This window comes from Pseudomonas sp. Pseusp21 (assembly GCF_059492145.1).
Genome location: NZ_CP168520.1, coordinates 2640353 through 2666104, shown reverse-complemented (window position 1 = coordinate 2666104; position 25752 = coordinate 2640353). Strand labels below are relative to the sequence as shown.

The following is a 25752-nucleotide window of genomic DNA, read 5'->3' as shown; positions in this document are numbered from 1 at the left end:
TTGCCATGACTGCCCATTCCACTGCCCGACCGGCGCCGTTCAGCCGTTCCGACTACAAGACCCTCGGCCTTGCGGCCCTGGGCGGGGCGCTGGAGATCTACGATTTCATCATTTTCGTGTTCTTCGCCCTGACCCTCAGCCAGCTGTTCTTCCCGCCGGAAATGCCCGAGTGGCTGCGTCTGCTGCAAAGTTTCGGGATCTTCGTGACCGGCTATCTGGCGCGCCCGCTGGGCGGGATCCTGATGGCGCATTTCGCCGACCGGCTGGGGCGCAAGAAGGTTTTCAGCCTGAGCATCCTGATGATGGCGCTGCCGTGCCTGCTGATCGGGATCATGCCGACCTACGCGCAGATCGGCTATTTCGCACCGCTGTTGCTGCTGGCGCTGCGCATCCTGCAAGGCGCGGCGGTGGGCGGTGAAGTGCCGAGCGCCTGGGTGTTTGTGGCCGAGCACGCGCCGGCCGGCCATCGCGGTTATGCGTTGGGCTTTCTGCAGGCCGGTTTGACCTTCGGTTATTTGATCGGCGCACTGACTGCGACCTTCCTGGCGCAAGTGTTCACCCCCGCCGAAGTGCTGGATTACGCCTGGCGTTATCCGTTCCTGCTCGGCGGCGTGTTCGGTGTGATCGGCGTCTGGTTGCGCCGCTGGCTGAGCGAAACCCCGGTGTTCATGGCCATGGAGGCGCAGCGCGAGGCGCGGGTCGAACTGCCGCTGCGCACCGTGCTGCGCGATCATCGCCTGGCCATGTTGCCGGCGATGCTTCTGACCTGCGTGCTGACCTCGGCAGTGGTGGTGTTCGTGGTCATCACCCCGACCATGATGCAAAAAACCTTCGGCATGACTGCCGGCCACACCTTTGCGCTCAGCGCATTGGGCATCGTCTTCCTGAACATCGGCTGTGTGATTGCCGGCCGGCTGGTCGATCGCATCGGTGCCTGGCGCACGGTCATGCTCTACAGTCTGTTGCTGCCACTGGGGATCGGCCTGCTTTACACCTGCCTGATCAGCGGCGGTGACTGGGTCGGTCTGGCTTACGCCATCGCCGGCTTGTGCTGTGGCGTGGTCGGGGCGGTGCCGTCGGTGATGGTCAGCCTGTTCCCGGCGCGGATCCGTGTTTCCGGAATCTCCTTCACCTACAACATTGCCTACGCCGCCTGGGCCAGTGTCACACCGTTGCTGCTGATCGGTCTGATGCCGTGGAGTCCGTGGATCTGCGTGATGTTCTGCGCGGTGATGGGAGCGGTGGGGGTCGCCAGTGCGGCGTATTTTGGCTCGCGAATGCTACGCGCGGAGCAGTGTGCCGTGGCCGGCGCCGCCTGAATTGTTGAGGCTTAACTATTTTTGTAGGACACGCCTCAAACGCTCTTCAGAAAAGCCCTCCAAGGCCGATGGTTAGGCTGTGTGTCCGCTCTCCATCCAGTCCATCGGTGCTTTCCCCATGTTCAACAAACGCCTGAAGCAAGAGCTGGCGGCTCTTCGTGAAGAACTCTCCAGCCTTCTGCAAGTGAAGGAGAGCCTGGAAAGCGAGATGCTGGTGCTTACCCTTGAGCCCGACGGACGGATTCAGTCGGTCAACCAGAACTTCCTCAATGAAATGCTCTACAAGAGCCACGACCTGATCGGCCGTGCCATCGAAGACATCGTGCCGTCCCATGTGAAGTCCGATGAGTTTCATCACCGCTTCAAGGCCGCTTTGACCCGTGGCGAGCATTTCGCCGGCGCTGTGCGCCTTTCCCGCGGTAACGGCGAAGAGGCGTGGTTGCGTTCGATCGTGCAGCCGATTCGCTCTTCGGATGGCCGGATCAAGCACTTCTCGATTTTCTCCAGCGACCTGACCCGCACCATCGAGGCCTCCCGCGAACACGAAAACCTGATCGGCGCGCTGGTGCGTTCGACCGCCGTGATCGAGTTCGACCTCAGCGGAAACGTGCTGAGCGCCAACGAACGGTTCCTGCAAGGCATGGGTTACAGCCTGGCGCAGATCAAGGGCAAACATCACCGCCAGTTCTGCGAGCCGGAGGAGTACAACAGCGCCGAGTACCAGAACTTCTGGCGTCGCCTGAATAACGGCGAATTCGTTGCCGGCCGTTTCAAACGGGTCGACAGCCATGGTCGCGTTGTCTGGCTGGAGGCGTCCTACAACCCGGTGCTCGACGCCAACGAAAAACTCTACAAAGTGGTGAAGTTCGCTACGGTGATCACCGATCAGGTCAATCAGGAACAGGCCGTCGCCGACGCCGCCAATATCGCCTACAGCACGTCCCTGCAGACCGACAGCACGGCCCAGCGCGGCACCCGTGTGGTGACTGAAGCGGTCAATGTGATGCGTGATCTGTCCAGGCACATGCAGACCGCCGGCGAAGGCATCGAGGCGCTGAACGAGCAATCCCAGGTGATCGGCACCATCGTCAAGACCATCAGCGGCATCGCCGAGCAGACCAACCTGCTGGCGCTCAACGCTGCCATTGAAGCCGCTCGTGCCGGTGAGCAGGGCCGAGGCTTTGCGGTGGTGGCCGACGAAGTGCGGCAACTGGCCTCGCGCACCAGTCAGGCGACCGAGGAAATCGTCGACGTGGTGCGCCAGAACCAGGACATGGCGCGCAACGCCGTGGCCCTGATGACCGACGGCAAGCAACAGGCCGAACAAGGGCTGGCGCTGGCGGCCGAGGCCGGTACGGTGATCGTCGAGATCCAGGACGGCGCGCAGAAAGTGGTGAACGCGGTCGGCCAGTTTGCCAATCAGTTATCCAGCTGATGCGAGGCGAAGGGATTGTCCATGGCAATCCCTTCGCGGTTTTTATCCCGCTACAATCGGCTCTTTTTCCCGGAGCAGATCCCATGAGCGAGTCCTTCCGTCGCCCGGTTCCCCTGAACAAAGCCTACCGCCTGCTCAATCACGGGCCGACCGTGCTGGTCAGCGCCGCCCATGCCGGGCAGCGCAACATCATGGCCGCGGCGTGGGCCATGCCGCTGGATTTCGAACCGCCGAAAGTCGCGGTGGTCCTCGACAAATCCACCTGGACCCGGCAACTGCTCGAGGCCTCGGGCACTTTTGTTCTCAACGTTCCCTGTGTGAATCAGGCGGACATCGCGCAGACCGTCGGCTCGACATCGGGCCTGGAAATCAATCGCGATCAAGGTCAGGACAAGTTCCAGGCTTATGGCCTGCCGACCTTCGCTGCTGAGCAGGTTGATGCTCCGATGCTGGACGGTTGCGTGGCCTGGCTCGAATGCCGGTTGCTGCCTGAGCCGCGCAATCACGAACAGTACGATCTGTTTCTGGCCGAGGTGATTGCGGCGCAGGCTGATTCGCGGGTGTTCAGCGATGGACGCTGGCACTTCGAGGGGCATGACGGCTTGCGCACTCTGCACCATGTGGCCGGCGGGCATTTCCTGACAATTGGCGATTCGGTGGATGGCAAGATGCTCGAGGTTTGAGCGCCGCTGAATGACAAGTCATGGCCGGATGTTGCAATACAAAAAAGGCTTACCTCTCGGTAAGCCTTTTTCAGTTGGAGGGTGGGGGAATTCAGGGTAGGCAATACATGTTGAGGTGCCTGCATGGCTGTTTTTTATCAGACCGATTTCATGGGTTTGATCAAACTCTCTGCCGGAATACCGAACAACTCGTGAAGTTTCCAGATCATGGGAAGCGTCAGCGCGCGTTTGCCATTCAGAACCTCATAAACGCGGTTTGTCCGGCCAATTGCAGGAGCGAGATCGGCTGCTGACAGCCCGGACTGCTCCATCCGAAACCTTATGGCGTCAATCGGGTTGGGCAGGTCGAGTGGGAAGTGCCGGGCCTCATAGGCTTCGATAAGGGTGATCATGATGTCGAAGTAATCACCTTCAGGCGTGCCGGGCTCTGGCTCATTCTCGAAAAAAACGGACACGTCTTTGAGTGCCGCACGGTAGTCTTCTTCGGTGTGAATCGGACGTATGTTCATGGGTTACTCCATTTCGACGGTATCAGCGTCGATTGCGTCGTACTGTTTGTGAGAACTCTGCAGCACTCTATCCCGGACAGCATTTTTCCGGTGTAGGAAAAGGCAGCGTGAATTAGCCGAATTGGATTTATGGACATACAAAAAAGGCTTACCTCTCGGTAAGCCTTTTTCAGTTGGCAGCGTTGATTCAATCCCCCAACGCTACTCCTTCGCGCCGAGGATCTGCCCCACCTGACAGCGTTGACTTCCCCTGAGCATCCTTGACCCGCACGATGGCCTGAGTGCCGCTGGTCATGTCGATTTCATTGACGGTGTGGCCCTTGTCCTTGAGCGCCTGGATCAGCGTCGGGCTGAACTGGCCTTGTTCCAGTTCCGTCGGGCCGTTGCGGCTGCCGAAGTTGGGCAGGCTGATGGCGCTTTGTGGGTCGAGGTTCCAGTCGAGCAGGCCGACGGTGGTTTTGGCCACGTACTCGATGATCTGCGAGCCGCCGGGAGAGCCAACGGTGGCGACGAACTCGCCACTGTTGCGGTCGAAGATCAGGGTCGGCGCCATCGATGAGCGTGGGCGTTTGCTCGGCTCCACTCGGTTGGCGACTTTCTGTCCGTTCTCTTCGGGGATGAACGAGAAGTCGGTCATCTGGTTGTTGAGCAAGAAGCCCTGAACCATCAGGTGCGAGCCGAATGCCGCTTCGATGGTGGTGGTCATCGATACCGCGCCACCGAAGTCATCCACGGCCACCACTTGCGAGGTGGAAATGCGCAGCGGCGAGCGATCCGGCGCGTAGGCAACCTGCACGCCCGGCGGTGTGCCGGGTTTGGCGCTGCCCAGGCTGCGTTCGCCGATCAGGCTGGCGCGGCTGGCCAGGTAACCCGGATCGACCAGGCCCTTGACCGGTACAGGCACGAAGTCGTTATCGGCTACGTATTGCGCGCGGTCGGTGTAGGCCAGGCGCTCGGCTTCGGCGATCAGGTGCACGGCTTGCGGTGCCGGTTCGATGCCGGCGGGTTTATCGGTCTTCACAGGCTTGAGCGGCGTCAGGGACAGGCGCGGATCGCGGGTTTCCAGCGCCTGCAAGGTGCCGAGGATTTGCGCCACCGCAATCCCGCCCGATGATGGCGGCGGCATTCCGCACACCTGCCAGCGCTTGTAGTCGGTGCACAGAGGCGCGCGTTCCTTGGCCTGATAGTGCTGAAGGTCGTTCAGCGACAGGCTGCCGGGGTTGGCGTGGCCCTGAACCTTGGCCACGATCTCTTCGGCGATCGGGCCTTTGTACAGTGCGTCCGCACCTTCGTTGGCGATGCGTTTGAGAACGGCGGCCAGCGCCGGGTTTTGCAGTCGCGTGCCGACGGCTTTGACGCTGCCATCGCTGTTCAGAAAATACCTGGCCATGTCCGGCGAGCGGCGAATCACCGGGTCGGACTCCAGCAGCGAATGCAGGCGCGGGGAGATCGCAAAACCCTGCTCGGCCAGTTTGATCGCCGGCTCGAACAATGTTGCCCACGGCAAGCGGCCGTGCTTTTTGTGCGCCAGCTCCAATGCACGCATCACACCCGGCGTGCCGACGGAGCGTCCACCGATCTGCGCCTGCGGGAACGGCATCGGTTTGCCGTCGGCCTGCAGAAACAGCTTCTCGGTCGCACCCGCCGGTGCGGTTTCGCGACCGTCGTAGGTGCGCACCTGTTTGCCATCCCACAGCACGATCATCGCGCCGCCACCGATGCCGGAGGATTGCGGTTCGACCAGGGTCAACACGGCTTGCATCGCGATTGCGGCATCGATGGCGGAACCACCCTGACGCAACATCTCGCGACCTGCTTCGGCGGCCAGCGGATTGGCAGCCGCGGCCATGTGTTTTTCAGCGTGGCTGGCTTGCAGGCCGGTGCGGTAACCGGAGGCGGCTTCCGGCGCCAGCGGCAGGGTCGAGGAGGGCGGTGCGTTGCAGGCCGTGAGGGCAATGGCACTGACGATCAGTGTCAGGGCGGGCAGGCGAAAGCGGTTCAGGGGCAGGGCTGGAAACACGCGGGGCTCTCCGTCCGTGGGATAAAGGTCTGACGGACTGTATCGGCCGACCGTGTACGACGCAAACCGCAGGCACCTTTGTCCTTCATGCCTTGGCGGATTTTCTGTAGGGTCAGGGGCAAACGTGAAGCCAGAACAATCAACAAGAGGCCGCCATGCACAACGAGTTTCCGACCCAGCCCAGCTATCGCGAACAGCGCGAGCGCTTTCTTGCCGCCGCGAAGGTGGCGGGTGCCACGCTCTCTTCGTACGCGCATCCGCTCAATGGGCCGTTTGGCGAGTCTTTGAGTACCGATGTGGCGGTGCTGGGTGATCCAGCGGCCAAACGGCGCCTGGTGGCGCTCAGCGGCACCCACGGGGTTGAGGGTTATTACGGTTCGGAGTGCCAGATCGACTGGATGAAGCATTTCACGCCGGACTCGCTGCCGAAGGATGTCGCGGTGGTGATGATTCACCTGATCAACCCGTGGGGCACGGCGTGGCTGCGGCGGGTCAATGAAGACAATATTGACCTCAACCGCAATCACCTGGATTTCAACCGACCGCTTCCGGACAACCGCGCTTACGCGGCGCTCCATGAAATCTACGCCTGCACCGATTTGAACGGCCCCGAGCGACAAAAGGCTGATGCCTTGCTCGATGCGCAAATTGCCGAGCGCGGCTGGCCGGCGGTGATGTCGATTGTCGAGGGCGGTCAGCACAGTCATCCCGACGGATTGTTCTTTGGCGGACTCGCACCAAGCTGGTCGAATCGCACGCTGCATTCAATCATCGAGAGTCATCTGGCCGGTGCTGAAACCGTGATGTGTTTCGACCTGCACACCGGCGCCGGTGAGTACGGGCATCCGATGCTGCTGACGATTACCCAAGCGCCGTATCCAGCACTGGCCCAGGCGCAATCGATTTACGGCCCGTGGCTCTACACGCTGCACACCGGCGCCGAAACCCTGAGCGAAACCGGTGTTGCGGCAACCGCTACCGGTTATACCTCGCAGGCTTTGCTCAACGCGTTGCCGAATGTGCAACTGATGCCGTTCGTGATCGAGTGCGGGACTTATCCGGGGCCGGACGTGCATCGTTATCTGCGCGACGATCACTGGCTGCATCTGCATGGCGATCCGCTGGATGCGACGGGGCGGGCGATCAAGTTGAATCTGCTGGAGCAGTTTTATCCGGCGGATCCGGACTGGCGGGCGATGGTCGGTTTGCGGACGCGGCAGATTTGGGCGAAGGGGCTCAGGGCGTTAGGGGGCGAGGCATAAACAAACGGCTTGCCTTTCGGTAAGCCGTTTTGACTGCTTGGATATTTACAGTGGTGGGACTATGGCCGGCTGATGTTCACTGCTTGAAGCCTGGCAGTCCGTTGGTAGCACGCCATTCTTTTACGGTCTTCGTAATGCCCACGGCAGAGTTGTCTTCTCCTGGTTCGGGATAAAAAATCAAGTCGGTGCCGTCCGGGTGGCCGGTAAGCTTTCTGAATTGTGCCAGCAGCTCGCCAAGCTCCGTATCCGATCCACTTTTATTGGTGGCACGTATTTTTTCGATGAAACGGATAAATTCGGTTTCAGTGTATTCAGATATTTTTTCCATGTGCGTTCACTGTTTTTTGTGTTGAAAGATGTGATTTTTAGGGGTGTTGATTCGGAGGTTGTCTATGTCGTAGACAGCGCCGCCATCAGTGATCCGCTCGACGTGATTTATTTCAAATACCCCTCTTGTGCCTACAGACTCCCTGTCTCGAACCGCGGGTGCGTTGCCCGACATTAAACGATCTTGGGCATCCGAATTGAACTGATCGAAAAGTTCTGGATCATCCCGCACGGCTTGCCAGAATGCTTTTCTGAACGCGTCGAAGTTTGAAAACTCCCTCCCTCTGAGTCTGTCCGCAATCCGCGTCGGAATCGGCACTCCAATCCCTGTTCCAGCTCCTGCCAGCCATACACCGGAAACATCCTCACCAATCCCCGTCACCGTCCCCGGCATCAATCTCGCCGGTTTCGAAAACACCACATACAACGACTTCAGCCCGGTCTCAGCCGGAAACACCAGAATACAATCCTCGGCGGTGATGTCTTCGCCGGGCAGGATTTCTATCTGGCTGTCGGTGTTCGCGGCGATCGGGTGGACGAGGATCGTGCTCAGTGGTTCGCCGTGCTCCGGATAAACCAGCGGCGGCATCGATCCCAGCGGCCCGCGTTGCGGCGTCCACAAAATCGTGATGTCGTTGAGCTTCGCCTCCATGGCGCTCTTGTCGTTGTTCCACTCGACTTTTACGGTACGCACCGAGTCGTCGCCCGAGGCTCCGGGTGGATGCCGTAAACCTGCATGACGCCTTCGGCATCGCGTCGGAACTGGAACCGCACGCGAGTTTTGGCGCGGCTCATGCTGCGTAGCTGTTCATCAGTGTGAAGCGTGCCGTCGCCCATTCGGGTCGGAAGCATCCCGAGGATGAACACGCTGGCCGGGCCTCCCGCGCCACGGATTGCCCAATTGAGGCGCTGCTGCAGGATTCCACCACCGGCCATGCGCCCCAACGCCAGATCGGCACCGATTGCCTTCGCTACGGCGTGACTGGCAGCGGGAATGCGCAGCGCGCCCGCCACCATGACTTTGCCGAAATGAAAGACGGGCTCAGGTGTTGTGCCCGCATCCGTCCGGCACCAGTTGCCCGGCGTGCAGGACTTGGCAAAAACCAGATCGTCGCGAGGCTTTGGCGATGGCCATTCGTCTGTCGGGACGCAGACAGGCTCTGGCTCCGGGGGCGGATTCCAGGCAGCCCACGAGGCGCCGCCGTTCGGAAGCTTTCGGCGCCAGATATCATCGAAAAGGTCTTGGTCCTGGTCCATGACAACTCCCTGTCTGTCTTTGGAACGAGACGGGGGGAGTTTGTCGGTCAATCGCGATGGCGATCAAATCGACTTGCCGGGATGCGCGTGCCTGAACGAACGAAAAATCCTCTTCGTACGCTTTTCGCACCCTGTTCCTACGGAGCCAGTCGATTCACTGAGGAAGGGCACTTTTCTCGAGGCATAAAAAAACGGCCTACCTTTCGGTAAGCCGTTTTTAGTACTTGGTGGCTACACAGGGACTTGAACCCCGGACCCCAGCATTATGAATGCTATGCTCTAACCAACTGAGCTATGTAGCCAAGTGGCGCGCATTATTCCCCTGAAATGGAAAAGCGTCAAGCGTAAATTCAAAATATTTCTTCTTATTTTCAACCGCTTATCCTCCCGCGCCGAAAATAGGCGCGGGAGGGGCTTTCAACGCAGCTGAAATCTTCCGGTGTTGGCACTCAAGGCATGGCTGCCCTGGCTCAAGGTGTCCGCCGCGAGGTTCACCGCCCGCGCGCCTTCAAGCAGGCGAACCGCCGCCTGATCCACCTGCTGGATATTGCCGCTGACCTCATCGGCGGTGCTTGCCTGTTCCTCGACCGCCGTGGCGATCTGGGCGAGGGTGTCGGTGACGCTCTGCACGGCGCTGGCGATTTCCCCCAGGCGTTCGCCAAGTCCCGTGACCGCCGCGGCATCCGATTGCGCCTGGCCGCACGCAGCCTCCATCAGGCTCACGGCTTCGTTGACCGTATTGCGCAGGCTGTCGACCGTACCGGCGATCTGCGCCGTGGACGATTGCGTACGTTGCGACAGGCTGCGCACCTCATCGGCCACCACGGCAAAGCCACGACCTTGTTCACCCGCGCGAGCGGCCTCGATAGCGGCGTTGAGGGCGAGCAGGTTGGTCTGCTCGGCGACGCCACGGATGGTGTCGACCACCAGTTGAATCTGCTGCCCTTGCTCGCTGACCCGGCCGAGCGCTGCGGCAGTTTCGTTCAGGCGCTGATTGAGCTGTTGAATGCTCGCCGTGGTGCGCTGACTGTCACGGCTGCTGTCGGCAGCGATGCGCCGGGTGTGCTGGGCGCTGCCGGAAGCCTGTTCGCAACTCTGCGCCACGCCCTGGGAGGTCGCCGCCAATTGCGTGGCTGCGGCGGCGATCTGGCTGATCTGCAATTGCTGCGCTTCGACTTCGCTGAGAGCGCCGCTGGAGTGATCATTAAGGCTGCGCACCGCGTTGCTCAGTTGCGAAGTCTCGTGATCGACACCCAGCAGGCTGTTGCGCAATTGCACCACGGCCACGTTGAGCGCGGTGCTGATCGACGCCAGTTCATCACGGCCCACGACTGGCACTTGCAGGTTCAGATTGCCGTCACGCAGGGCCTCGGCCAGCAGCGTGATGCCACTGGCGCTGCGGCGGATCGAGGCTTGCAGGCAGACGAACAAATACAGCGCCGCCAGCAACAGGAAACCGAAGACCGCCGCGACAACGATGAACTGACGAATCGCCGACCCATGGTAGTCATCCAGCCTCTGATCCAGCGACACCAGCGATTGCTGGCGCAACGTGGCGAGGTTGCCGAGCAGGGCGTCGAGGGTGCGCTCGAACTCTTCCGGCTTGAGGTTGATGCTGCCGCCGAACACGCCGTCATCCAGCACTTTCAATCCGGCGTCCAGCTGTTTGAGGCTGTCGTGATATTGCCCGGCCCAGCCTTGCAGGGCTGGCGGCAGACGCGCTTCAAGCAGGCTCGCGGTTTTCACCAACTGCTCGCGCGCATCGCCGATGCGGCTGCGCAGGTCACGCAGTTGCAGACGGCTTTGCAGGGTGAACTGACCGGAAACCACGGACGCCTGGCCGACGGCTGCCAGTCGGCCGACCCGCTCGATCAGGTCCGGTGCGTGCTGGGTGGAAATCTGAGTCAGCAGATAGGTTTCCAGCCACGGCGCGAGGATCAGGCGATTGTCCATCGCGATCTGTTCACGCAAGGCTTGCAGGGCGCTGAGGGCGTTGGTGAAGCGGTCGTAACCATCCGGCCACCAACCGACACCGGAAAGGCTTTTTGAGTCCAGACCGTTGAGCGCGGCTTGCAGTGCCTGATAGCGGGTCAGGGTTTCACCTTCCGCACCTTCGGCTTGCAAGGCACTGCCCAGCTCCAGCGTGGCCTGAGCAACGGCAGGCTGCACGCCATCGAATGCGGCCACGGCGGCCAGAGTCGCGGGCGTCGGCTGGCGGTTGGTTTCCGTGGCGCGCCAGCGGGCGGCGCGGTCGCGTTGGGCGGCGAGCAGGTTGTCGAGTGCATCGAGGGCGAGCAACTGCCGCACACCGGCACGTTCGCCGGCGATCAGGTTGAGTTTGTCGCGATAGTCCTGGCCGATCATCAACAGGCTGCCGGCCAACGGCAGGATAAACAGCAGAAACAACAACTGGAATTTACGCGCGAAGCCAAATCGCCCCAGCAACCTGATCCCCGGTGATAAAAAAGCCTGCATGCCCCATGACTCCTCTGGACACCACGCACCATCGGCGTGCATCGCGGTCGTTGCGACCGGGATTGGTGCCCTGCTAAAAGGCCTCGAAAGTTCACCCTTGCCCGCTCTGTAGGCCGGCTCTGTAGCGAAACTTCCCATTCTCGATGCCCTTTGTAAGGGCGCCGCGTTCAAGCGGATAAGCAAGGCAAGATTCAGACCATGGCGTTGCGCTATCACTTGTGGCGCGACGACTGAATAGTTCGTTAGCTGGCTAAGGGGATGGCGCTGGCGCACCGAAAAATGGCACATTGACGCACCTGCCCGCGTGCACCCATCTGCAGTCCGGAAATTCCCATGGCTATCAGCAACGTTCAGACCGCCGCTGCCTCGGCGTCCGCTCCTCCCCAGAGCAGTCCACTGGTGATGCGCATCATCGGCGCGGTGGCGCTGGCGCATTTGATCAACGACCTGATCCAGTCGGTGCTGCCGTCGATCTATCCGATGCTCAAGGCCAACTATGGCCTGAGCTTCACCCAGGTCGGCCTGATTACCCTGACCTTCCAGTTGACCGCGTCGCTGTTGCAGCCGTGGGTCGGTTATCACACCGATCGGCATCCGAAACCGTGGCTTTTGCCGGCAGGTTCCGTGTGCACGCTGATCGGCATTGTGATGATGTCGATGGTTGGCAGTTTCCCTCTTATCTTGCTGGCGGCGGCGTTGATCGGTATCGGCTCTTCGACCTTCCACCCTGAAGCTTCTCGTATCGCGCGTCTGGCGTCGGGCGGGCGCTTCGGTCTGGCGCAATCGACCTTTCAGGTGGGCGGTAACGCCGGCTCGGCCTTCGGCCCGTTGCTGGCGGCGGCGATCATCATTCCTTTCGGGCAGGGCAACGTGGCGTGGTTCGGGCTGTTCGCGGTGTTTGCGTTGTTCGTGCTCTATCGCATCAGTCGCTGGTACGCCCATCACCTGAACCTGTTCAAGCTCAAGGCCGGCCAGGCCGCCACTCATGGACTTTCGAAGGGTAGGGTGGTCAGTGCGCTGGTGGTGCTGGGTCTGCTGGTGTTCTCCAAGTATTTCTACATGGCCAGCCTGACCAGTTACTTCACCTTTTACCTGATCGAGAAGTTCGACCTGTCGGTGGCAAGCTCGCAGCTGCATCTGTTCCTGTTCCTCGGCGCGGTGGCGGCGGGAACGTTCTTTGGCGGGCCGATTGGCGACAAGATCGGGCGTAAAGCGGTGATCTGGTTTTCGATCCTCGGCGTGGCACCGTTCACGCTGCTCATGCCCCATGTCGACTTGTTCTGGACCAGCGTCCTGAGCGTGGTGATCGGCTTCATCCTGGCTTCGGCGTTCTCGGCGATTGTGGTGTACGCGCAGGAGCTGGTGCCGGGTAACGTCGGCATGATTGCCGGGGTGTTCTTCGGTCTGATGTTCGGTTTCGGCGGGATTGGCGCGGCGTTGCTCGGGCATCTGGCGGACATTCACGGCATCGAATACGTGTACTTCCTGTGCTCGTTCCTGCCGCTGTTCGGGGTGTTGGCGATCTTCCTGCCGAGAACCAGGAAGGCCTGACGGGCCGAATTTCAGGCACAAAAAAGCCGCGTATCAAACGCGGCTTTTTCTTGGGTGCTGCTTTTACACGTTGAAGCGGAAGTGCATCACGTCGCCGTCCTTGACGATGTAATCCTTGCCTTCCAGACGCCATTTACCGGCTTCCTTGGTACCGGCTTCGCCCTTGTACTGGATGAAGTCGTTGTAGGCGATCACTTCGGCGCGGATGAAGCCTTTCTCGAAGTCAGTGTGGATCACACCAGCGGCTTGCGGTGCGGTGGCACCGACGCGGACGGTCCAGGCGCGGACTTCTTCGACACCGGCGGTGAAGTAGGTCTGCAGGTGCAGCATTTCGTAGCCGGCGCGGATCACGCGGTTCAGGCCAGGCTCTTCCAGGCCCAGGGCCTCGAGAAACATGTCTTTCTCTTCGCCGTCGTCCAGCTCGGCGATTTCCGCTTCGATCTTGTTGCAGACCGGAACAACCATCGCGCCTTCTTCTTCGGCGATGGCCTTGACCACGTCCAGGTGCGGGTTGTTCTCGAAACCGTCTTCAGCGACGTTGGCGATGTACATGACCGGCTTGGTGGTCAGCAGGTGGAAGCCCTTGATGATCGCTTTTTCGTCGGCGCTCATGTTCTTCATCAGGCTGCGCGCAGGCTTGCCTTCGCTGAAGTGCGGGATCAGTTGTTCCAGCAGGGCCTTCTGGGCCACTGCATCCTTGTCACCGCCCTTGGCGTTGCGCGCGACTTTCTGCAGTTGCTTCTCGCAGCTGTCGAGGTCGGCGAAGATCAGTTCCAGGTCGATGATTTCAATGTCGCGCTTCGGGTCGACGCTGTTGGAAACGTGGATCACGTTCTCGTCTTCGAAGCAGCGCACGACGTGAGCGATCGCGTCGGTTTCGCGGATGTTGGCCAGGAACTTGTTGCCCAGACCTTCACCTTTCGACGCGCCGGCAACCAGGCCCGCGATGTCGACGAATTCCATGGTGGTCGGCAGGATGCGCTTCGGATTGACGATGGCCGCCAGAGCGTCCAGACGTGGATCCGGCATCGGCACGATGCCGCTGTTCGGCTCGATGGTGCAGAAGGGGAAGTTCTCCGCCGCGATCCCGGATTTGGTCAGGGCGTTGAACAGGGTGGACTTGCCGACGTTAGGCAGGCCGACGATGCCGCAATTGAATCCCATGGTGTTTCCCCTCGGATTAGAGTCAGGCCTTCTGGCTGTGCAGGTTTTTCATCGCGCGGTTCCATTCACCGGCGAGGATATCCGGCAGCACGCCGAGGGCAAAGTCGATGCTGGCATCGAGTTTTTCCTGTTCGGCGCGTGGCGCACGACCCAGGACGAAATTTGAAACCATACTGGCGACGCCCGGGTGGCCGATGCCAAGCCGCAGGCGGTGGAACGTATTCTGATTGCCCAATTGCGCAATGATGTCGCGCAACCCGTTGTGACCGCCATGGCCGCCGCCGACTTTGAGTTTGGCGACGCCCGGAGGCAGATCGAGTTCGTCATGTGCCACCAGGATTTCTTCGGGCTTGATGCGGAAGAAACCGGCGAGTGCCGCCACGGCCTGGCCGCTGCGGTTCATGTAGGTGGTGGGAATCAGCAGACGAACATCCTGACCCTGATGCGAAAAACGCCCGGTCAGGCCGAAATACTTGCGATCGGCCACGAGATTCACGTTCTGTGCGTGGGCGATGCGCTCAACAAAAAGGGCCCCTGCGTTATGCCGGGTCTGTTCGTATTCAGCGCCTGGATTTCCCAGGCCAACGATCAGTTTGATGGCAGTCACGATAGGGGCCCTTCCTTTGAGTGGTGGATAACATCGCCGCGATCAGGGAAGGCGGCGAAAGTGGACGAAAAATGCTCATTTACCATGGATGTAAACTCCGCGTTCCCGCCCGCTTTCTCGCTACGTTCCAGTCCGCGATGTTACCTGCTCACTCAGGCATGACAGAGTGAATTACTCTGCTGCGCCTTCTTCGGTAGCTTCTGGAGCAACACGTGGAGCGTGGACGTTGGCAACAGCCTTGTCATCGCCGTGTGCCAGAGCAACGAACTCAACGCCTTTAGGAGCCTTGATGTCCGACAGGTGAACGATGGTGCCGATTTCAGCGTTAGCCAGGTCGACTTCGATGAACTCAGGCAGATCTTTTGGCAGGCAGGAAACTTCGATCTCGGCAACAACGTGCGAGATTTCGCCGCCTTTCTTCACTGGAGCAGCTTCGTTGATGAAGTGCACAGGAACGATAGCGGTCAGTTTCTGGCCAGCTACAACGCGTACGAAGTCAGCGTGCATCACGTGGCCTTTGGCCGGGTGACGCTGCAGAGCCTTGATGATCACGTTCTGCTTGGTGCCACCAACGTTCAGTTCGATAACGTGGCTGTAGGCAGCTTCGTTTTCGAGCAGTTTGGCAACTTCTTTGGCCAGCATGCTGATGGATTCAGGGGCTTTGTCGCCACCGTAAACAACAGCTGGAACCAGGGCAGCGAGACGACGCAGGCGGCGGCTCGCACCTTTCCCCAGGTCGGAACGCAGTTCAGCATTCAAAGTAAAATCGTTCATCTTGTATCTCCAAAATAGCCATGACCGAGTGGCGTTTGCGACCAGCGCCGAACACGGTATGGGCAAAAAAGCCCCGCCCCGGCAGGAATGCCGGGGCGGGGCGCTTTTCGTCAACGAGACATTTCGAGAAGGGCAGGGCCCTTAACGGAACATCGCGCTGATCGATTCTTCATTGCTGATGCGGCGAACCGCTTCGGCAACAACCGGTGCGATATCCAGTTGACGGATACGTGCACAGGCTTGTGCTGCAGCGGACAGCGGGATGGTGTTAGTGACCACCAGCTCGTCCAGCACGGAATTTTCGATATTCTCGATGGCCCGACCCGACAGCACAGGGTGTGTGCAGTAGGCAAAGACCTTGGCTGCGCCATGCTCTTTCAGGGCCTTGGCCGCATGGCACAGAGTGCCGGCGGTATCGACCATGTCATCGACCAGGATGCAGGTACGCCCTTCGACATCACCGATGATATGCATCACTTCAGAGTGATTGGCTTTCTCACGGCGTTTGTCGATGATCCCGAGATCCACGCCCAGGGATTTGGCAACGGCACGTGCACGCACGACGCCACCAATGTCCGGGGACACGATCATCAGGTTCTCGAAGCGCTGATCTTCGATGTCATCCACCAGAACCGGGGAGCCGTAGATGTTATCTACCGGAATATCGAAGAAGCCCTGAATCTGGTCAGCATGCAGATCAACCGTGAGAACACGGTCGATGCCGACTACGGTAAGCATGTCAGCAACGACTTTCGCGCTGATAGCCACACGTGCGGAACGCGGACGGCGATCCTGACGGGCATAACCAAAATAAGGAATAACAGCAGTGATACGAGTAGCCGAGGAGCGGCGGAAGGCATCAGCCATCACTACCAGTTCCATCAGGTTATCGTTGGTCGGAGCGCAAGTCGGCTGAATAATGAAGACGTCTTTACCGCGAACGTTTTCATTGATCTCGGCTGTAATTTCGCCGTCGGAGAATTTACCGACAGAGATGTCACCGAGAGGGATATGCAGCTGACGTACGACACGCCGAGCCAGATCGGGGTTAGCGTTCCCCGTAAAGACCATCATCTTGGACACGCGCAGTACCTGAAGGCTGAGGGTATACCTGGATGAGTATAGGAAAATGGCAGGGGCGGCTGGATTCGAACCAACGCATGGCAGGATCAAAACCTGCTGCCTTACCGCTTGGCGACGCCCCTGTATCTGTTGCTTGCAAGTGCCGGGCACTTGATTCCTTTAGAGCAGATTTTGCAGCTTGCGATGCAACATCGAAACGTTGCTTCCTTTTGCTACAAATCCTGTAAGGGTCTCTGTCAGAAGGGCCGAGACTTTATCAGCTTCAGCTTTGCTTGGGAAGCCCCCAAACACACAACTTCCAGTTCCGGTGAGTTTTGCTTCGGTAAAATTACCTAACAAATTCAATGCGTTACGTACTTCTGGATAACGCCTCGAGACCACCGGCAAGCAGTCATTTCGACTGTTTCCCTCGGGAACGGGGCGCACTTTAATGGGCGGCGTGTTACGTGTCAACAAAGGATCTGAAAAAATTTCTGCCGTACTAACAGAGACTTGCGGAACGAGCACGACGTACCACGGTTCGGCGGGCTCGACCGGGGTCAGTTTCTCGCCGACACCTTCGGCGAAAGCTGCGTGGCCACGCACGAACACCGGCACGTCCGCGCCCAGTGTCAGGCCCAGTGCAGCCAGTCGATCTTCATCCCAACCCAGTTGCCACAAATGATTGAGGCCGAGCAGGGTGGTGGCCGCATTCGAGCTGCCGCCACCAATGCCGCCGCCCATGGGCAGGATCTTTTCGATCCAGATATCGATGCCGAGCGAGCATCCGGATTGTTCCTGCAGTTTCTTCGCCGCACGCACGATCAGGTTGCTGTCGTGGGGCACGCCATCGAATTCGGTGTGCAGGCGGATCTCGCCGTCTTCACGTACGGCGAAGGTAATTTCGTCGCCGTAGTCGAGGAACTGAAAAAGCGTCTGCAACTCGTGATAACCGTCTTCACGGCGACCGAGAATGTGCAGCATCAGATTGAGTTTGGCCGGCGAAGGCAAAGTGAGGCGTGGAGCGGTCATGCGTTATTGCCCCAATTTGCGCGGTTGCCAGGTCTTGATGACCAGCGTCACGTCCAGATCGGTGCCGTGCAGCTTGATTCGCTCGGGCAGCCAGTAACCGTTCTGTTCGGCATAGCTGAGGTATTCGACCTGCCAGCCATCCTGATCCAGATTGGCCAGACGGCTGTTGCCATCCAGGGTCAGACGGCTTTTGCTGTCCGGTGCCGGGAGGCCGCGAACCCACCACGCCAGATGCGAGACCGGCAGTTTCCAGCCCAGTTGCTCTTCGACCAGCGCTTCCGGAGTCGGCGCTTCATAACGGCCCTGATTCGCCACTTCCAGCGACACCGCGCCCGGACGGCCGGTCAGTCGCGCCGCGCCACGACCCAGCGGGCCGGACAGGCGGATGTCGTAGTAATCCTGACGTTGCAGCCAGAACAACGTGCCGCTGCCCGAATCTTTCGGGGCGCGGATGCCGATCTTGCCGTCGATCTGCCAGCCGTCGAGGCCGGTCAGTTGTTGTTTGTGCTCGCGCCATTGGCCCGGATTGCCGTGGCCTTCGACCGATTCACGGGCGCCGAAGCCCGCGCAACCGGCGAGCAGGGCGATGAAGCTGAAAACTATGACGTGGCGCAAAAACATGAGTTAAAGAGTCTCGGATCCGGTCAGGCGCTTGATGGTGCTGCGCAGGATGGTGCTGTCAGGCTGGTCTTTGAGGAACTTGCCCCAGATTTGTTTTGCTTCGCGCTGTTTGCCCTTGGCCCACAGCACTTCGCCCAGATGCGCGGCGACTTCATGATCGGGGAAACGCTCGAGGGCCTGACGCAGGTATTTCTCGGCGTCTTCCAGATTGCCCATGCGAAAGTTCACCCAGCCGAGGCTGTCGAGCACTGCCGGATCTTCCGGGTTGATCTGGTGCGCCTGCTCGATCAGCGCCTTGGCTTCGGCGTAGCGGGTAGTGCGGTCGGACAGGGTGTAGCCGAGGGCGTTGAGGGCCATGGCGTTGTCCGGATCGCGCTTGATGATCAGACGCAGGTCTTTTTCCATCTGCGCCAGGTCATTGCGTTTTTCCGCCTGCATCGCGCGGGTGTAAAGCAGATTCAGATCGTCCGGGTACTGCTGCAAGGCTTGTTGCAGGACTTTCCAGGCCTTGTCGCCCTGATTATTGGCGGACAGGGTTTCGGCTTCGATCAGGTACAGCTGGATCGCGTAATCCGGCTGCTCGTCACGCTCGGCGGCCAGTTTGCTCTGGGCTTCGGCGGTCTTGCCGTTGTTCATCAGAATATCGGCCTGACGCAGTTGCGCCGGCAGATAGTCGTTGCCAGGGCCGACCTGGGCGTACTCGATAAGCGCGCCTTGCGGGTCGTTGCGCTCTTCGGCGATGCGCCCCAGGTTCAGGTGCGCCGAATCGACATGGCTTTCCCGGGCGATCAGGTCTTCCAGATAGCCCTTGGCCTCGTCCCAGGCCTTGGCTTCCAGGCAGACCAGCGCCAGGGAATAACGCAGTTCGTCGTCTTCCGGGTATTGCTGAACCAGGGTGGAGAACTCGACCTTGGCGTCGTCCATCCGGTCCTGTTCCACCAGCATCCGCGCGTAGGTCAGGCGCAGGCGCTTGTCGTCCGGATACTTCTTGATGCTCTTTTGCAGCAGCGGCAGCGCTTCGTCGCCGCGATTCAGCCCTTGCAGCAGGCGCGCGCGCAGCAGGATCGGGGCGATCTCGCCGTCTTCCGGCGGATGGTCTTCGAGCAGGGCAAGCGCACCTTTGGTGTCGCCATCCTGCTGCATCAGCAGGGCCTTGCCGAAAATCAGCTGATTGTTGTTCGGGTGACGCTGCAACAGGCGGTCGAAGCTTTTCATCAGGCCGTTGCGGGTTTCCTGATCGGTATCGGCGGCCGACAGCGCGAGGAAGTCGAAATGGGTGTCGCCTTTGCCCTGCAGGACTTTCTCCATATAGACCATCGAGTCGTCATAGCGCCCGGCGCGGGCCAGTTGCACGGCGGCGGCGCGTTGCGCTTCGAGGTCGTCCGGGGCGTTTTTCGCCCAGATCAGCGCGGTATCGAGGGCCGGCTGGTCGGCGCCCAGGTACTCGGCGATGCGGAACGCACGCTCGGAAACACCCGGATCCTGGGTGTTGATGGCCTGGGTCACGTAGTTGTCCAGGGCAATATCGAAACGATTGCGCTGGCCAGCGAGCTCGGCGCTCAGCAGGCTGAACACCGTCTCCTGGCTGAACGAGCTGTAAACCTTGGGCTTTTCAGGGGCCGGCGTGGTGTCTTCGACCGGTGAGGCACCGTCCTGCGGAACGGGGGCCAAGGCCTGGCAGCCGCTGAGGAAGACAAAAGCGAGGAGCAACGCGGAAGATCTATTCATATAGGAAGAGGACGACTAACCTGCGGTCGGATCATCATGACACAAGCCTTCGGCCAAACATAACCGAGTCTCGATTGTGGCCATTATAGGGGCCGGCAATTGGGACAATAGTCAGCGGTAGTTGTTCTGAATCTGACGAAGTAGGACAATTGCCGGCTTCACGTCACCATCAGCGACCTTGAATGGCCTTCCTTGCACTCGGTATCAACCACAAGACTGCTTCAGTAGACGTCCGCGAGCGCGTGGCCTTTACCCCTGAGCAGTTGGTGGAGGCCTTGCAGCAGCTCTGCCGACTCACCGACAGCCGCGAAGCTGCGATCCTCTCCACCTGCAATCGCAGTGAACTGTATATAGAGCAGGATCACGTGTCGGCGGACATCGTGTTGCGCTGGCTGGCCGAATACCATCAATTGAGCCTCGAAGAGCTGCGCGCGAGTGCTTATGTGCATGAAGACGATGCGGCCGTTCGTCACATGATGCGCGTCGCCTCCGGGCTCGACTCGCTGGTGCTGGGCGAACCGCAGATTCTCGGCCAGATGAAATCGGCCTACGCCGTGGCCCGCGAGGCCGGCACCATCGGGCCGCTGCTCGGGCGACTGTTCCAGGCGACCTTCAATGCCGCCAAGCAGGTGCGCACCGACACCGCCATCGGCGAAAACCCGGTGTCCGTGGCATTTGCCGCTGTCAGCCTGGCCAAGCAGATTTTCAGCGACCTGCAGCGCAGCCAGGCCCTGCTGATCGGTGCCGGCGAGACCATCACTCTGGTCGCCCGCCATCTGCATGAACTGGGGGTCAAGCGCATCGTGGTCGCCAACCGTACCCTGGAGCGCGCCAGCCTGCTGGCCGAGCAGTTCGGTGCCCACGCAGTGTTGCTCTCGGACATTCCTGCCGAACTGGTACGCAGCGACATCGTCATCAGTTCTACCGCCAGTCAGTTGCCGATCCTCGGCAAGGGCGCGGTGGAAAGCGCGCTGAAGCTGCGCAAGCACAAGCCGATCTTCATGGTCGACATCGCCGTTCCCCGTGACATCGAGCCGGAAGTCGGCGAACTCGACGACGTTTACCTCTATAGCGTCGACGATCTGCACGAAGTGGTCGCCGAAAACCTCAAGAGCCGTCAGGGGGCAGCGCAGGCGGCCGAAGAGATGGTTTCGGTCGGCGCCGACGATTTCATGGTGCGCCTGCGCGAGCTGGCGGCGGTCGACGTGCTCAAGGCTTATCGTCAACAGAGCGAACGCCTGCGCGACGAAGAACTGCAAAAGGCCCTGCGCCTGCTGGCCAACGGCGGCAACGCCGAAGACGTCCTAGGGCAATTGGCCCGCGGCCTGACCAACAAACTCCTGCACGCCCCGAGCGTGCAGTTGAAAAAGCTTTCTGCCGAAGGCCGCCTCGATGCGCTGGCCATGGCTCAGGAACTCTTTGCCCTCGAGGGCTCACCGGATAGCTTTTCGGATAAAAAACCGCAATGAAAGCGTCACTGCTCAATAAGCTGGACATTCTCCAGGACCGTTTCGAGGAACTGACCGCGCTGCTCGGCGACGGCGAAGTGATTTCCGATCAAGCAAAATTCCGCGCCTATTCCAAGGAATACGCCGAACTTGAGCCGGTGGTACAAGGCTATAAAAAGCTGCTCGGCGTACAAAGCGATCTTGAAGGCGCGCAGGCGCTGCTCAAGGACAGCGACCCGGACATGCGTGAAATGGCCGTGGAAGAAGTCCGCGAAGCCAAGGAATTGCTGATCACGCTGGAATCCGACCTGCAACGCATGCTGCTGCCCAAGGATCCCAACGACGGGCGCAACGTGTTCCTCGAAATCCGCGCCGGCACCGGTGGCGACGAGGCGGCGATCTTCTCCGGCGACCTGTTCCGCATGTACTCGCGTTACGCCGAACGGCGTGGCTGGCGGGTGGAGATCCTTTCGGAAAACGAAGGCGAACACGGTGGCTATAAAGAAGTCATCGCCCGCATCGAAGGCGACAACGTTTACGGCAAGCTGAAATTCGAATCCGGCGCGCACCGCGTACAACGTGTACCCGCCACCGAATCCCAGGGCCGTATCCACACCTCGGCCTGCACCGTGGCGGTATTGCCCGAGCCGGACGAGCGTGAAGCCATCGAGATCAACCCGGCGGATTTGCGCGTCGACACTTACCGCTCCTCCGGGGCCGGTGGTCAGCACGTCAACACCACCGATTCGGCGATCCGCATCACCCACATCCCGACCGGCACCGTTGTCGAGTGCCAGGAAGAACGTTCCCAGCACAAGAACCGCGCCCGGGCGATGGCCTGGCTGGCGGCCAAGCTCAACGACCAGCAGACTGCTGCGGCGGCCAACGCCATCGCCAGCGAACGTAAATTGCTGGTGGGTTCCGGTGACCGCTCCGAGCGCATCCGCACCTACAATTTTGCCCAGGGCCGGGTCACCGACCATCGCGTCAACCTGACCCTGTATTCCCTCGACGAAATCCTCGCCGGTGGCGTCGAAGCGGTGATCGAGCCGTTGCTGGCCGAATACCAGGCCGACCAGCTCGCAGCGATAGGTGAGTAAATGACCATCATCGCCAGCCTGTTGCGCGCCGCCGAGCTGCCGGATTCGCCTACAGCGCGTCTGGACGCCGAATTGCTTCTGGCCGCCGCGCTGGGCAAGTCGCGCAGTTTTCTCCACACCTGGCCCGAGCGCATCGTGCCCAGCGAAGCCGCACTGGTCTTCGCCGAGTACCTGCAACGCCGCCGCAGCGGCGAGCCGGTGGCCTACATTCTGGGCCAGCAAGGTTTCTGGAAGCTGGATCTGGAAGTCGCACCGCACACGCTGATCCCGCGTCCGGACACCGAACTGCTGGTGGAAGCTGCGCTGGAGCTGCTGCCGGCGACCCCGGCCAAAGTGCTTGACCTCGGCACCGGCAGCGGGGCGATTGCCCTGGCCCTGGCCAGCGAACGCCCGGCGTGGAAAGTCACCGCCGTGGATCGTGTGCTGGAAGCCGTGGCCCTGGCCGAACGCAATCGCCAGCGCCTGCACCTGAACAATGCGACGGTGCTGAGCAGTCACTGGTTCAGCGCCCTTGAAGGCAAGCGTTTCGAGTTGATCATCAGCAACCCGCCGTACATCCGCGCGGCCGATCCGCATCTGGTGGAAGGCGATGTGCGCTTCGAGCCGGAAAGCGCCTTGGTGGCCGGCATCGACGGGCTCGACGATCTGCGGCTGATCATCGCCCAGGCGCCGGCGCATCTCGAGGCCGGTGGCTGGCTGATGCTCGAACACGGCTATGATCAAGCCGACGCCGTGCGCGATCTGCTGCTGACGCAAGGTTTCGAAGAAGTCCACAGCCGCACCGATCTGGGCGGCCATCAACGGATCAGCCTGGGGCGCCTGCCGTGCTGAATGATCAGGAATTGTTGCGCTACAGTCGGCAGATCCTGCTGCAACACATCGACATCGATGGCCAGTTGAAGCTCAAGGACAGCCGGGTATTGATCGTCGGCCTCGGCGGTCTCGGCGCGCCGGTGGCGTTGTACCTGGCGGCGGCGGGTGTCGGTGAGTTGCATCTGGCGGATTTCGACACGGTCGACCTGACCAACCTGCAACGCCAGATCATCCACGACACCGACAGCGTCGGCATGACCAAGGTCGACTCGGCGCTCAAGCGCCTGAGCGCGATCAATCCCGAAATCAAACTGGTGCCTCATCGTCAGGCGCTGGACGAGGATTCCCTCGCTGCAGCCGTGGCGGCGGTGGATCTGGTGCTCGACTGCTCGGACAATTTCTCCACCCGCGAAGCGGTCAACGCCGCGTGCGTGACGGCGCGCAAGCCCTTGGTCAGCGGCGCGGCGATCCGCCTCGAGGGGCAACTCTCGGTGTTCGACCCGCGTCGCGCCGAAAGCCCGTGCTACCACTGCCTGTACGGTCACGGCAGCGAAGCCGAACTCACTTGCAGCGAAGCCGGCGTGGTCGGGCCGCTGGTCGGTCTGGTCGGCAGCCTGCAAGCGCTGGAAGCCTTGAAGTTGCTGGCGGGTTTTGGCGAACCAATGGTGGGTCGTCTGCTGTTGATCGATGCGCTGGGTTCGCGCTTCCGTGAGCTGCGGGTCAAGCGCGACCCCGGCTGCAGCGTCTGTGGTTCGCAGCATGCGTGAAGCGCCGATCGCCGTATTCGACTCCGGCGTAGGTGGCGTGTCGGTACTGGCGGAAATCCAGCATCTGCTACCGAATGAATCGCTGCTGTACCTCGGCGACTGCGGCCACATCCCTTATGGCGAGAAAACCCCGGAATTCATCCGCCAGCGTTGTAGCGTGATGGCCGGTTTTTTCCGCGAGCAGGGCGCCAAGGCGCTGGTGATCGCGTGCAACACCGCCACCGTGGCCGGCGTCGCCGATCTGCGCCGGGATTTTCCTGACTGGCCGATTGTCGGCATGGAGCCAGCGGTCAAACCGGCCGCTGCCGCCACCCGCAGCGGCGTGGTCGGCGTACTTGCCACCACCGGCACCTTGCAGAGCGCCAAGTTCGCCGCGTTGCTCGACCGCTTCGCCACGGATGTGCGGGTTATCACTCAGCCGTGTCCCGGACTGGTCGAGCGCATTGAAAGCGGCGACCTGCACAGCCCCGAGTTGCGTGCATTGCTCAAGCACTATGTTGACCCGCTACTGGCCAGCGGCTGCGACACGATCATTCTGGGCTGCACCCATTACCCGTTTCTCAAGCCGATGCTCAAGTCGATGATCCCCGAGAGCATCAGCCTGATCGATACCGGCGCGGCGGTAGCGCGGCAACTGCAGCGGCTGATGGCCGAGCGTGATCTGCTCGCCGTAGGTCCGAACCGACCGGTCAGATTCTGGACCAGTGCCGATCCCACGTCTTTACGCAACACCTTGGTCCTGCTGGGGCAAGTCGCCGGCGAAGTCGAGAAATTCAACTTGTAAAAAAAATGTGAAATAACTAAAAATTCAGCTGAACTTCTGACCAAGCGCAGATTTCTATAGCGCAGAGTGACCTAGAAAACCAAACGATCGTTCCGGAAAAGGAAGTTTCAAAGTGAAGCGACTATTCTGCTTGGCCGCGATTGCGGCTGCACTGATGGGGCAAAGTTTTACCGCACAGGCTGCTGGCGTCGAGTTTGCAGTGGGTGCTACCAGCGATTCGACCATGACTTATCGCCTGGGCATGAATTTCGACTGGGACAAGAGCTGGCTGCAAAGTGACGTCGGTCGTCTGACCGGTTACTGGAGCGGGGCCTACACTTATTGGGAAGGCGACAAGACGTCGAGCAACAACAGCCTGTCGTTCTCGCCGGTATTTGTTTACGAGTTTGCCGGTCAGTCGGTCAAACCGTATGTCGAGGCGGGGATCGGTGTGGCGCTGTTCTCCAACACCGAATACGAAGACAACAAGCTCGGCGGTTCCTTCCAGTTCGAAGACCGTATCGGTTTCGGCCTGCGCTTCAATGGCGGGCATGAAGTCGGGATCCGTGCGACGCACTATTCCAACGCCGGTCTGAGCAGCGACAACGACGGTGTGGAAAGCTACGCATTGCATTACACGATGCCGCTGTAAGCACCCGGAAAGTCAGTTCAAGAAAAAAGGAGCGCCAGGCGCTCCTTTTTTTTGTGCTCAGCGGTACGCCGTAGCAATCCCCTGGCGTTCGTCGATGCATTCCGGTGCGCCCATTTCAAACTCGCGACAGATCAGCGGGCGCTTCTCGTAAATCGTGCACATCATCGTGTCGCGATCCAGCGCCGCGCACCAGCCGTCGTCCAGACGCAGCATCACCTCACCACCCCAATCGTCGGTATCGATAAAACGCTCGGGTACGCCGGTGTCGGTGATCAGCATCACTTCAAGCTGACAGCAGCAGGCCGCACAGGTCGAGCAGGTGACCTCGGGCTCGGCAATTTGTCGATGGGGAATGGTTTTCATGGCGCCAGTGTACGGCAGTG

Annotated in this window: 25 protein-coding genes, 2 tRNA genes and 1 pseudogene; 12 read left to right on the top strand and 16 right to left on the bottom strand. The window is 60.5% G+C overall.

Annotated features, from left to right (window positions below):
• The first annotated feature begins 5 nt into the window (after positions 1–5).
• From ACEN93_RS12045 to ACEN93_RS12030, 4 genes and pseudogenes are all read left to right on the top strand, one after another.
• Positions 6–1319, top strand: coding sequence for an MFS transporter (locus ACEN93_RS12045; protein ID WP_039766370.1), 1314 nt, complete (start codon positions 6–8; stop codon positions 1317–1319).
• 118 nt (positions 1320–1437) lie between these two features.
• A pseudogene (locus ACEN93_RS12040) lies at positions 1438–2166 on the top strand (PAS domain-containing protein); the annotation flags it as partial.
• 156 nt (positions 2167–2322) lie between these two features.
• Positions 2323–2754 (top strand): methyl-accepting chemotaxis protein, encoded by a 432-nt coding sequence (locus ACEN93_RS12035; RefSeq protein ID WP_495611554.1) that lies wholly within the window; start codon positions 2323–2325, stop codon positions 2752–2754.
• An 83-nt stretch (positions 2755–2837) separates the two neighbouring features.
• Positions 2838–3437: a flavin reductase family protein gene (locus ACEN93_RS12030; protein ID WP_074692318.1), complete on the top strand. Its 600-nt coding sequence runs from the start codon at positions 2838–2840 to the stop codon at positions 3435–3437.
• A gap of 137 nt (positions 3438–3574) precedes the next feature.
• On the opposite strand, the gene ACEN93_RS12025 is transcribed toward ACEN93_RS12030, so the two are convergent.
• Both ACEN93_RS12025 and ggt read right to left on the bottom strand, forming a co-directional pair.
• A complete protein-coding gene (locus ACEN93_RS12025) occupies positions 3575–3946 on the bottom strand; it encodes a helix-turn-helix domain-containing protein (protein WP_039766364.1) in 372 nt (123 codons plus the stop codon).
• Between the two features lie 187 nt (positions 3947–4133).
• On the bottom strand, positions 4134–5966 hold the full coding sequence (ggt, locus tag ACEN93_RS12020; RefSeq protein ID WP_495611450.1) for a gamma-glutamyltransferase: 1833 nt from the start codon (positions 5964–5966) through the stop codon (positions 4134–4136).
• A 155-nt stretch (positions 5967–6121) separates the two neighbouring features.
• On the opposite strand from ggt, the gene ACEN93_RS12015 reads away from it, so the two are divergent.
• Positions 6122–7228, top strand: coding sequence for a M14 family metallopeptidase (locus tag ACEN93_RS12015; RefSeq protein WP_495611449.1), 1107 nt, complete (start codon positions 6122–6124; stop codon positions 7226–7228).
• A 76-nt stretch (positions 7229–7304) separates the two neighbouring features.
• Here ACEN93_RS12015 and ACEN93_RS12010 read toward each other — a convergent pair whose 3' ends face one another.
• From ACEN93_RS12010 to ACEN93_RS11990, 5 genes are all read right to left on the bottom strand, one after another.
• On the bottom strand, positions 7305–7556 hold the full coding sequence (locus ACEN93_RS12010; protein WP_064599398.1) for a bacteriocin immunity protein: 252 nt from the start codon (positions 7554–7556) through the stop codon (positions 7305–7307).
• Between the two features lie 6 nt (positions 7557–7562).
• Complete coding sequence (locus ACEN93_RS12005) at positions 7563–8249, bottom strand: S-type pyocin domain-containing protein (RefSeq protein WP_495611448.1); 687 nt, start codon at positions 8247–8249, stop codon at positions 7563–7565.
• A complete protein-coding gene (locus ACEN93_RS12000; protein ID WP_495611447.1) occupies positions 8237–8812 on the bottom strand; it encodes a hypothetical protein in 576 nt (191 codons plus the stop codon). The genes ACEN93_RS12005 and ACEN93_RS12000 overlap by 13 nt, the downstream gene beginning before the upstream one ends.
• 225 nt (positions 8813–9037) lie before the next feature.
• Positions 9038–9114: transfer RNA gene (locus ACEN93_RS11995), tRNA-Met, on the bottom strand.
• A gap of 115 nt (positions 9115–9229) precedes the next feature.
• Positions 9230–11287 carry a methyl-accepting chemotaxis protein gene (locus ACEN93_RS11990; protein ID WP_495611446.1) on the bottom strand — a complete coding sequence of 686 codons (2058 nt, stop codon included), beginning with the start codon at positions 11285–11287 and terminating at the stop codon, positions 9230–9232.
• A 333-nt stretch (positions 11288–11620) separates the two neighbouring features.
• Here ACEN93_RS11990 and ACEN93_RS11985 point away from each other — a divergent pair, with 333 nt between their 5' ends.
• Positions 11621–12838 (top strand): MFS transporter, encoded by a 1218-nt coding sequence (locus ACEN93_RS11985; RefSeq protein WP_039766351.1) that lies wholly within the window; start codon positions 11621–11623, stop codon positions 12836–12838.
• A gap of 63 nt (positions 12839–12901) precedes the next feature.
• Here ACEN93_RS11985 and ychF read toward each other — a convergent pair whose 3' ends face one another.
• The 8 genes from ychF to ACEN93_RS11945 form a co-directional block, all read right to left on the bottom strand.
• Positions 12902–14002, bottom strand: coding sequence for a redox-regulated ATPase YchF (gene ychF / locus ACEN93_RS11980; RefSeq protein WP_007951727.1), 1101 nt, complete (start codon positions 14000–14002; stop codon positions 12902–12904).
• A 22-nt stretch (positions 14003–14024) separates the two neighbouring features.
• Positions 14025–14609 (bottom strand): aminoacyl-tRNA hydrolase, encoded by a 585-nt coding sequence (gene pth, locus ACEN93_RS11975; RefSeq protein WP_007951726.1) that lies wholly within the window; start codon positions 14607–14609, stop codon positions 14025–14027.
• Positions 14610–14780: 171 nt separating this feature from the next.
• Positions 14781–15383 carry a 50S ribosomal protein L25/general stress protein Ctc gene (locus ACEN93_RS11970; RefSeq protein WP_011335926.1) on the bottom strand — a complete coding sequence of 201 codons (603 nt, stop codon included), beginning with the start codon at positions 15381–15383 and terminating at the stop codon, positions 14781–14783.
• Between the two features lie 141 nt (positions 15384–15524).
• Positions 15525–16466, bottom strand: a complete 942-nt coding sequence (locus tag ACEN93_RS11965; RefSeq protein ID WP_003171603.1) for a ribose-phosphate pyrophosphokinase — start codon at positions 16464–16466, stop codon at positions 15525–15527.
• A gap of 47 nt (positions 16467–16513) precedes the next feature.
• Positions 16514–16588, bottom strand: a tRNA-Gln gene (locus ACEN93_RS11960).
• Positions 16589–16625: 37 nt separating this feature from the next.
• Positions 16626–17477 (bottom strand): 4-(cytidine 5'-diphospho)-2-C-methyl-D-erythritol kinase, encoded by an 852-nt coding sequence (gene ispE / locus ACEN93_RS11955; protein ID WP_495611445.1) that lies wholly within the window; start codon positions 17475–17477, stop codon positions 16626–16628.
• Between the two features lie 3 nt (positions 17478–17480).
• Positions 17481–18098, bottom strand: coding sequence for a lipoprotein insertase outer membrane protein LolB (gene lolB / locus ACEN93_RS11950; protein WP_039766346.1), 618 nt, complete (start codon positions 18096–18098; stop codon positions 17481–17483).
• Positions 18099–18101: 3 nt separating this feature from the next.
• Positions 18102–19826 (bottom strand): tetratricopeptide repeat protein, encoded by a 1725-nt coding sequence (locus ACEN93_RS11945; RefSeq protein WP_039766343.1) that lies wholly within the window; start codon positions 19824–19826, stop codon positions 18102–18104.
• 182 nt (positions 19827–20008) lie between these two features.
• Between ACEN93_RS11945 and hemA the strand changes: the two genes are divergently transcribed.
• The 6 genes from hemA to ACEN93_RS11915 all read left to right on the top strand — a co-directional run bounded on the left by hemA (position 20009) and on the right by ACEN93_RS11915 (position 25369).
• Positions 20009–21295 carry a glutamyl-tRNA reductase gene (hemA, locus tag ACEN93_RS11940; RefSeq protein ID WP_039766341.1) on the top strand — a complete coding sequence of 429 codons (1287 nt, stop codon included), beginning with the start codon at positions 20009–20011 and terminating at the stop codon, positions 21293–21295.
• Entirely contained in the window at positions 21292–22374 is a 1083-nt protein-coding gene (prfA, locus tag ACEN93_RS11935) for a peptide chain release factor 1 (protein ID WP_085668187.1), read from the top strand. Before hemA ends, prfA begins: the two co-directional genes overlap by 4 nt.
• Positions 22375–23205 (top strand): peptide chain release factor N(5)-glutamine methyltransferase, encoded by an 831-nt coding sequence (gene prmC, locus ACEN93_RS11930; protein ID WP_074690977.1) that lies wholly within the window; start codon positions 22375–22377, stop codon positions 23203–23205.
• Entirely contained in the window at positions 23199–23954 is a 756-nt protein-coding gene (locus ACEN93_RS11925) for a molybdopterin-synthase adenylyltransferase MoeB (protein WP_210710078.1), read from the top strand. Before prmC ends, ACEN93_RS11925 begins: the two co-directional genes overlap by 7 nt.
• Positions 23947–24738, top strand: a complete 792-nt coding sequence (murI, locus tag ACEN93_RS11920) for a glutamate racemase (protein ID WP_495611444.1) — start codon at positions 23947–23949, stop codon at positions 24736–24738. Before ACEN93_RS11925 ends, murI begins: the two co-directional genes overlap by 8 nt.
• A 112-nt stretch (positions 24739–24850) precedes the next feature.
• Positions 24851–25369, top strand: a complete 519-nt coding sequence (locus tag ACEN93_RS11915) for an acyloxyacyl hydrolase (RefSeq protein WP_039766327.1) — start codon at positions 24851–24853, stop codon at positions 25367–25369.
• Positions 25370–25426: 57 nt separating this feature from the next.
• Here ACEN93_RS11915 and ACEN93_RS11910 read toward each other — a convergent pair whose 3' ends face one another.
• Positions 25427–25732: a YkgJ family cysteine cluster protein gene (locus tag ACEN93_RS11910; protein WP_007951707.1), complete on the bottom strand. Its 306-nt coding sequence runs from the start codon at positions 25730–25732 to the stop codon at positions 25427–25429.
• Positions 25733–25752 lie beyond the last annotated feature (20 nt).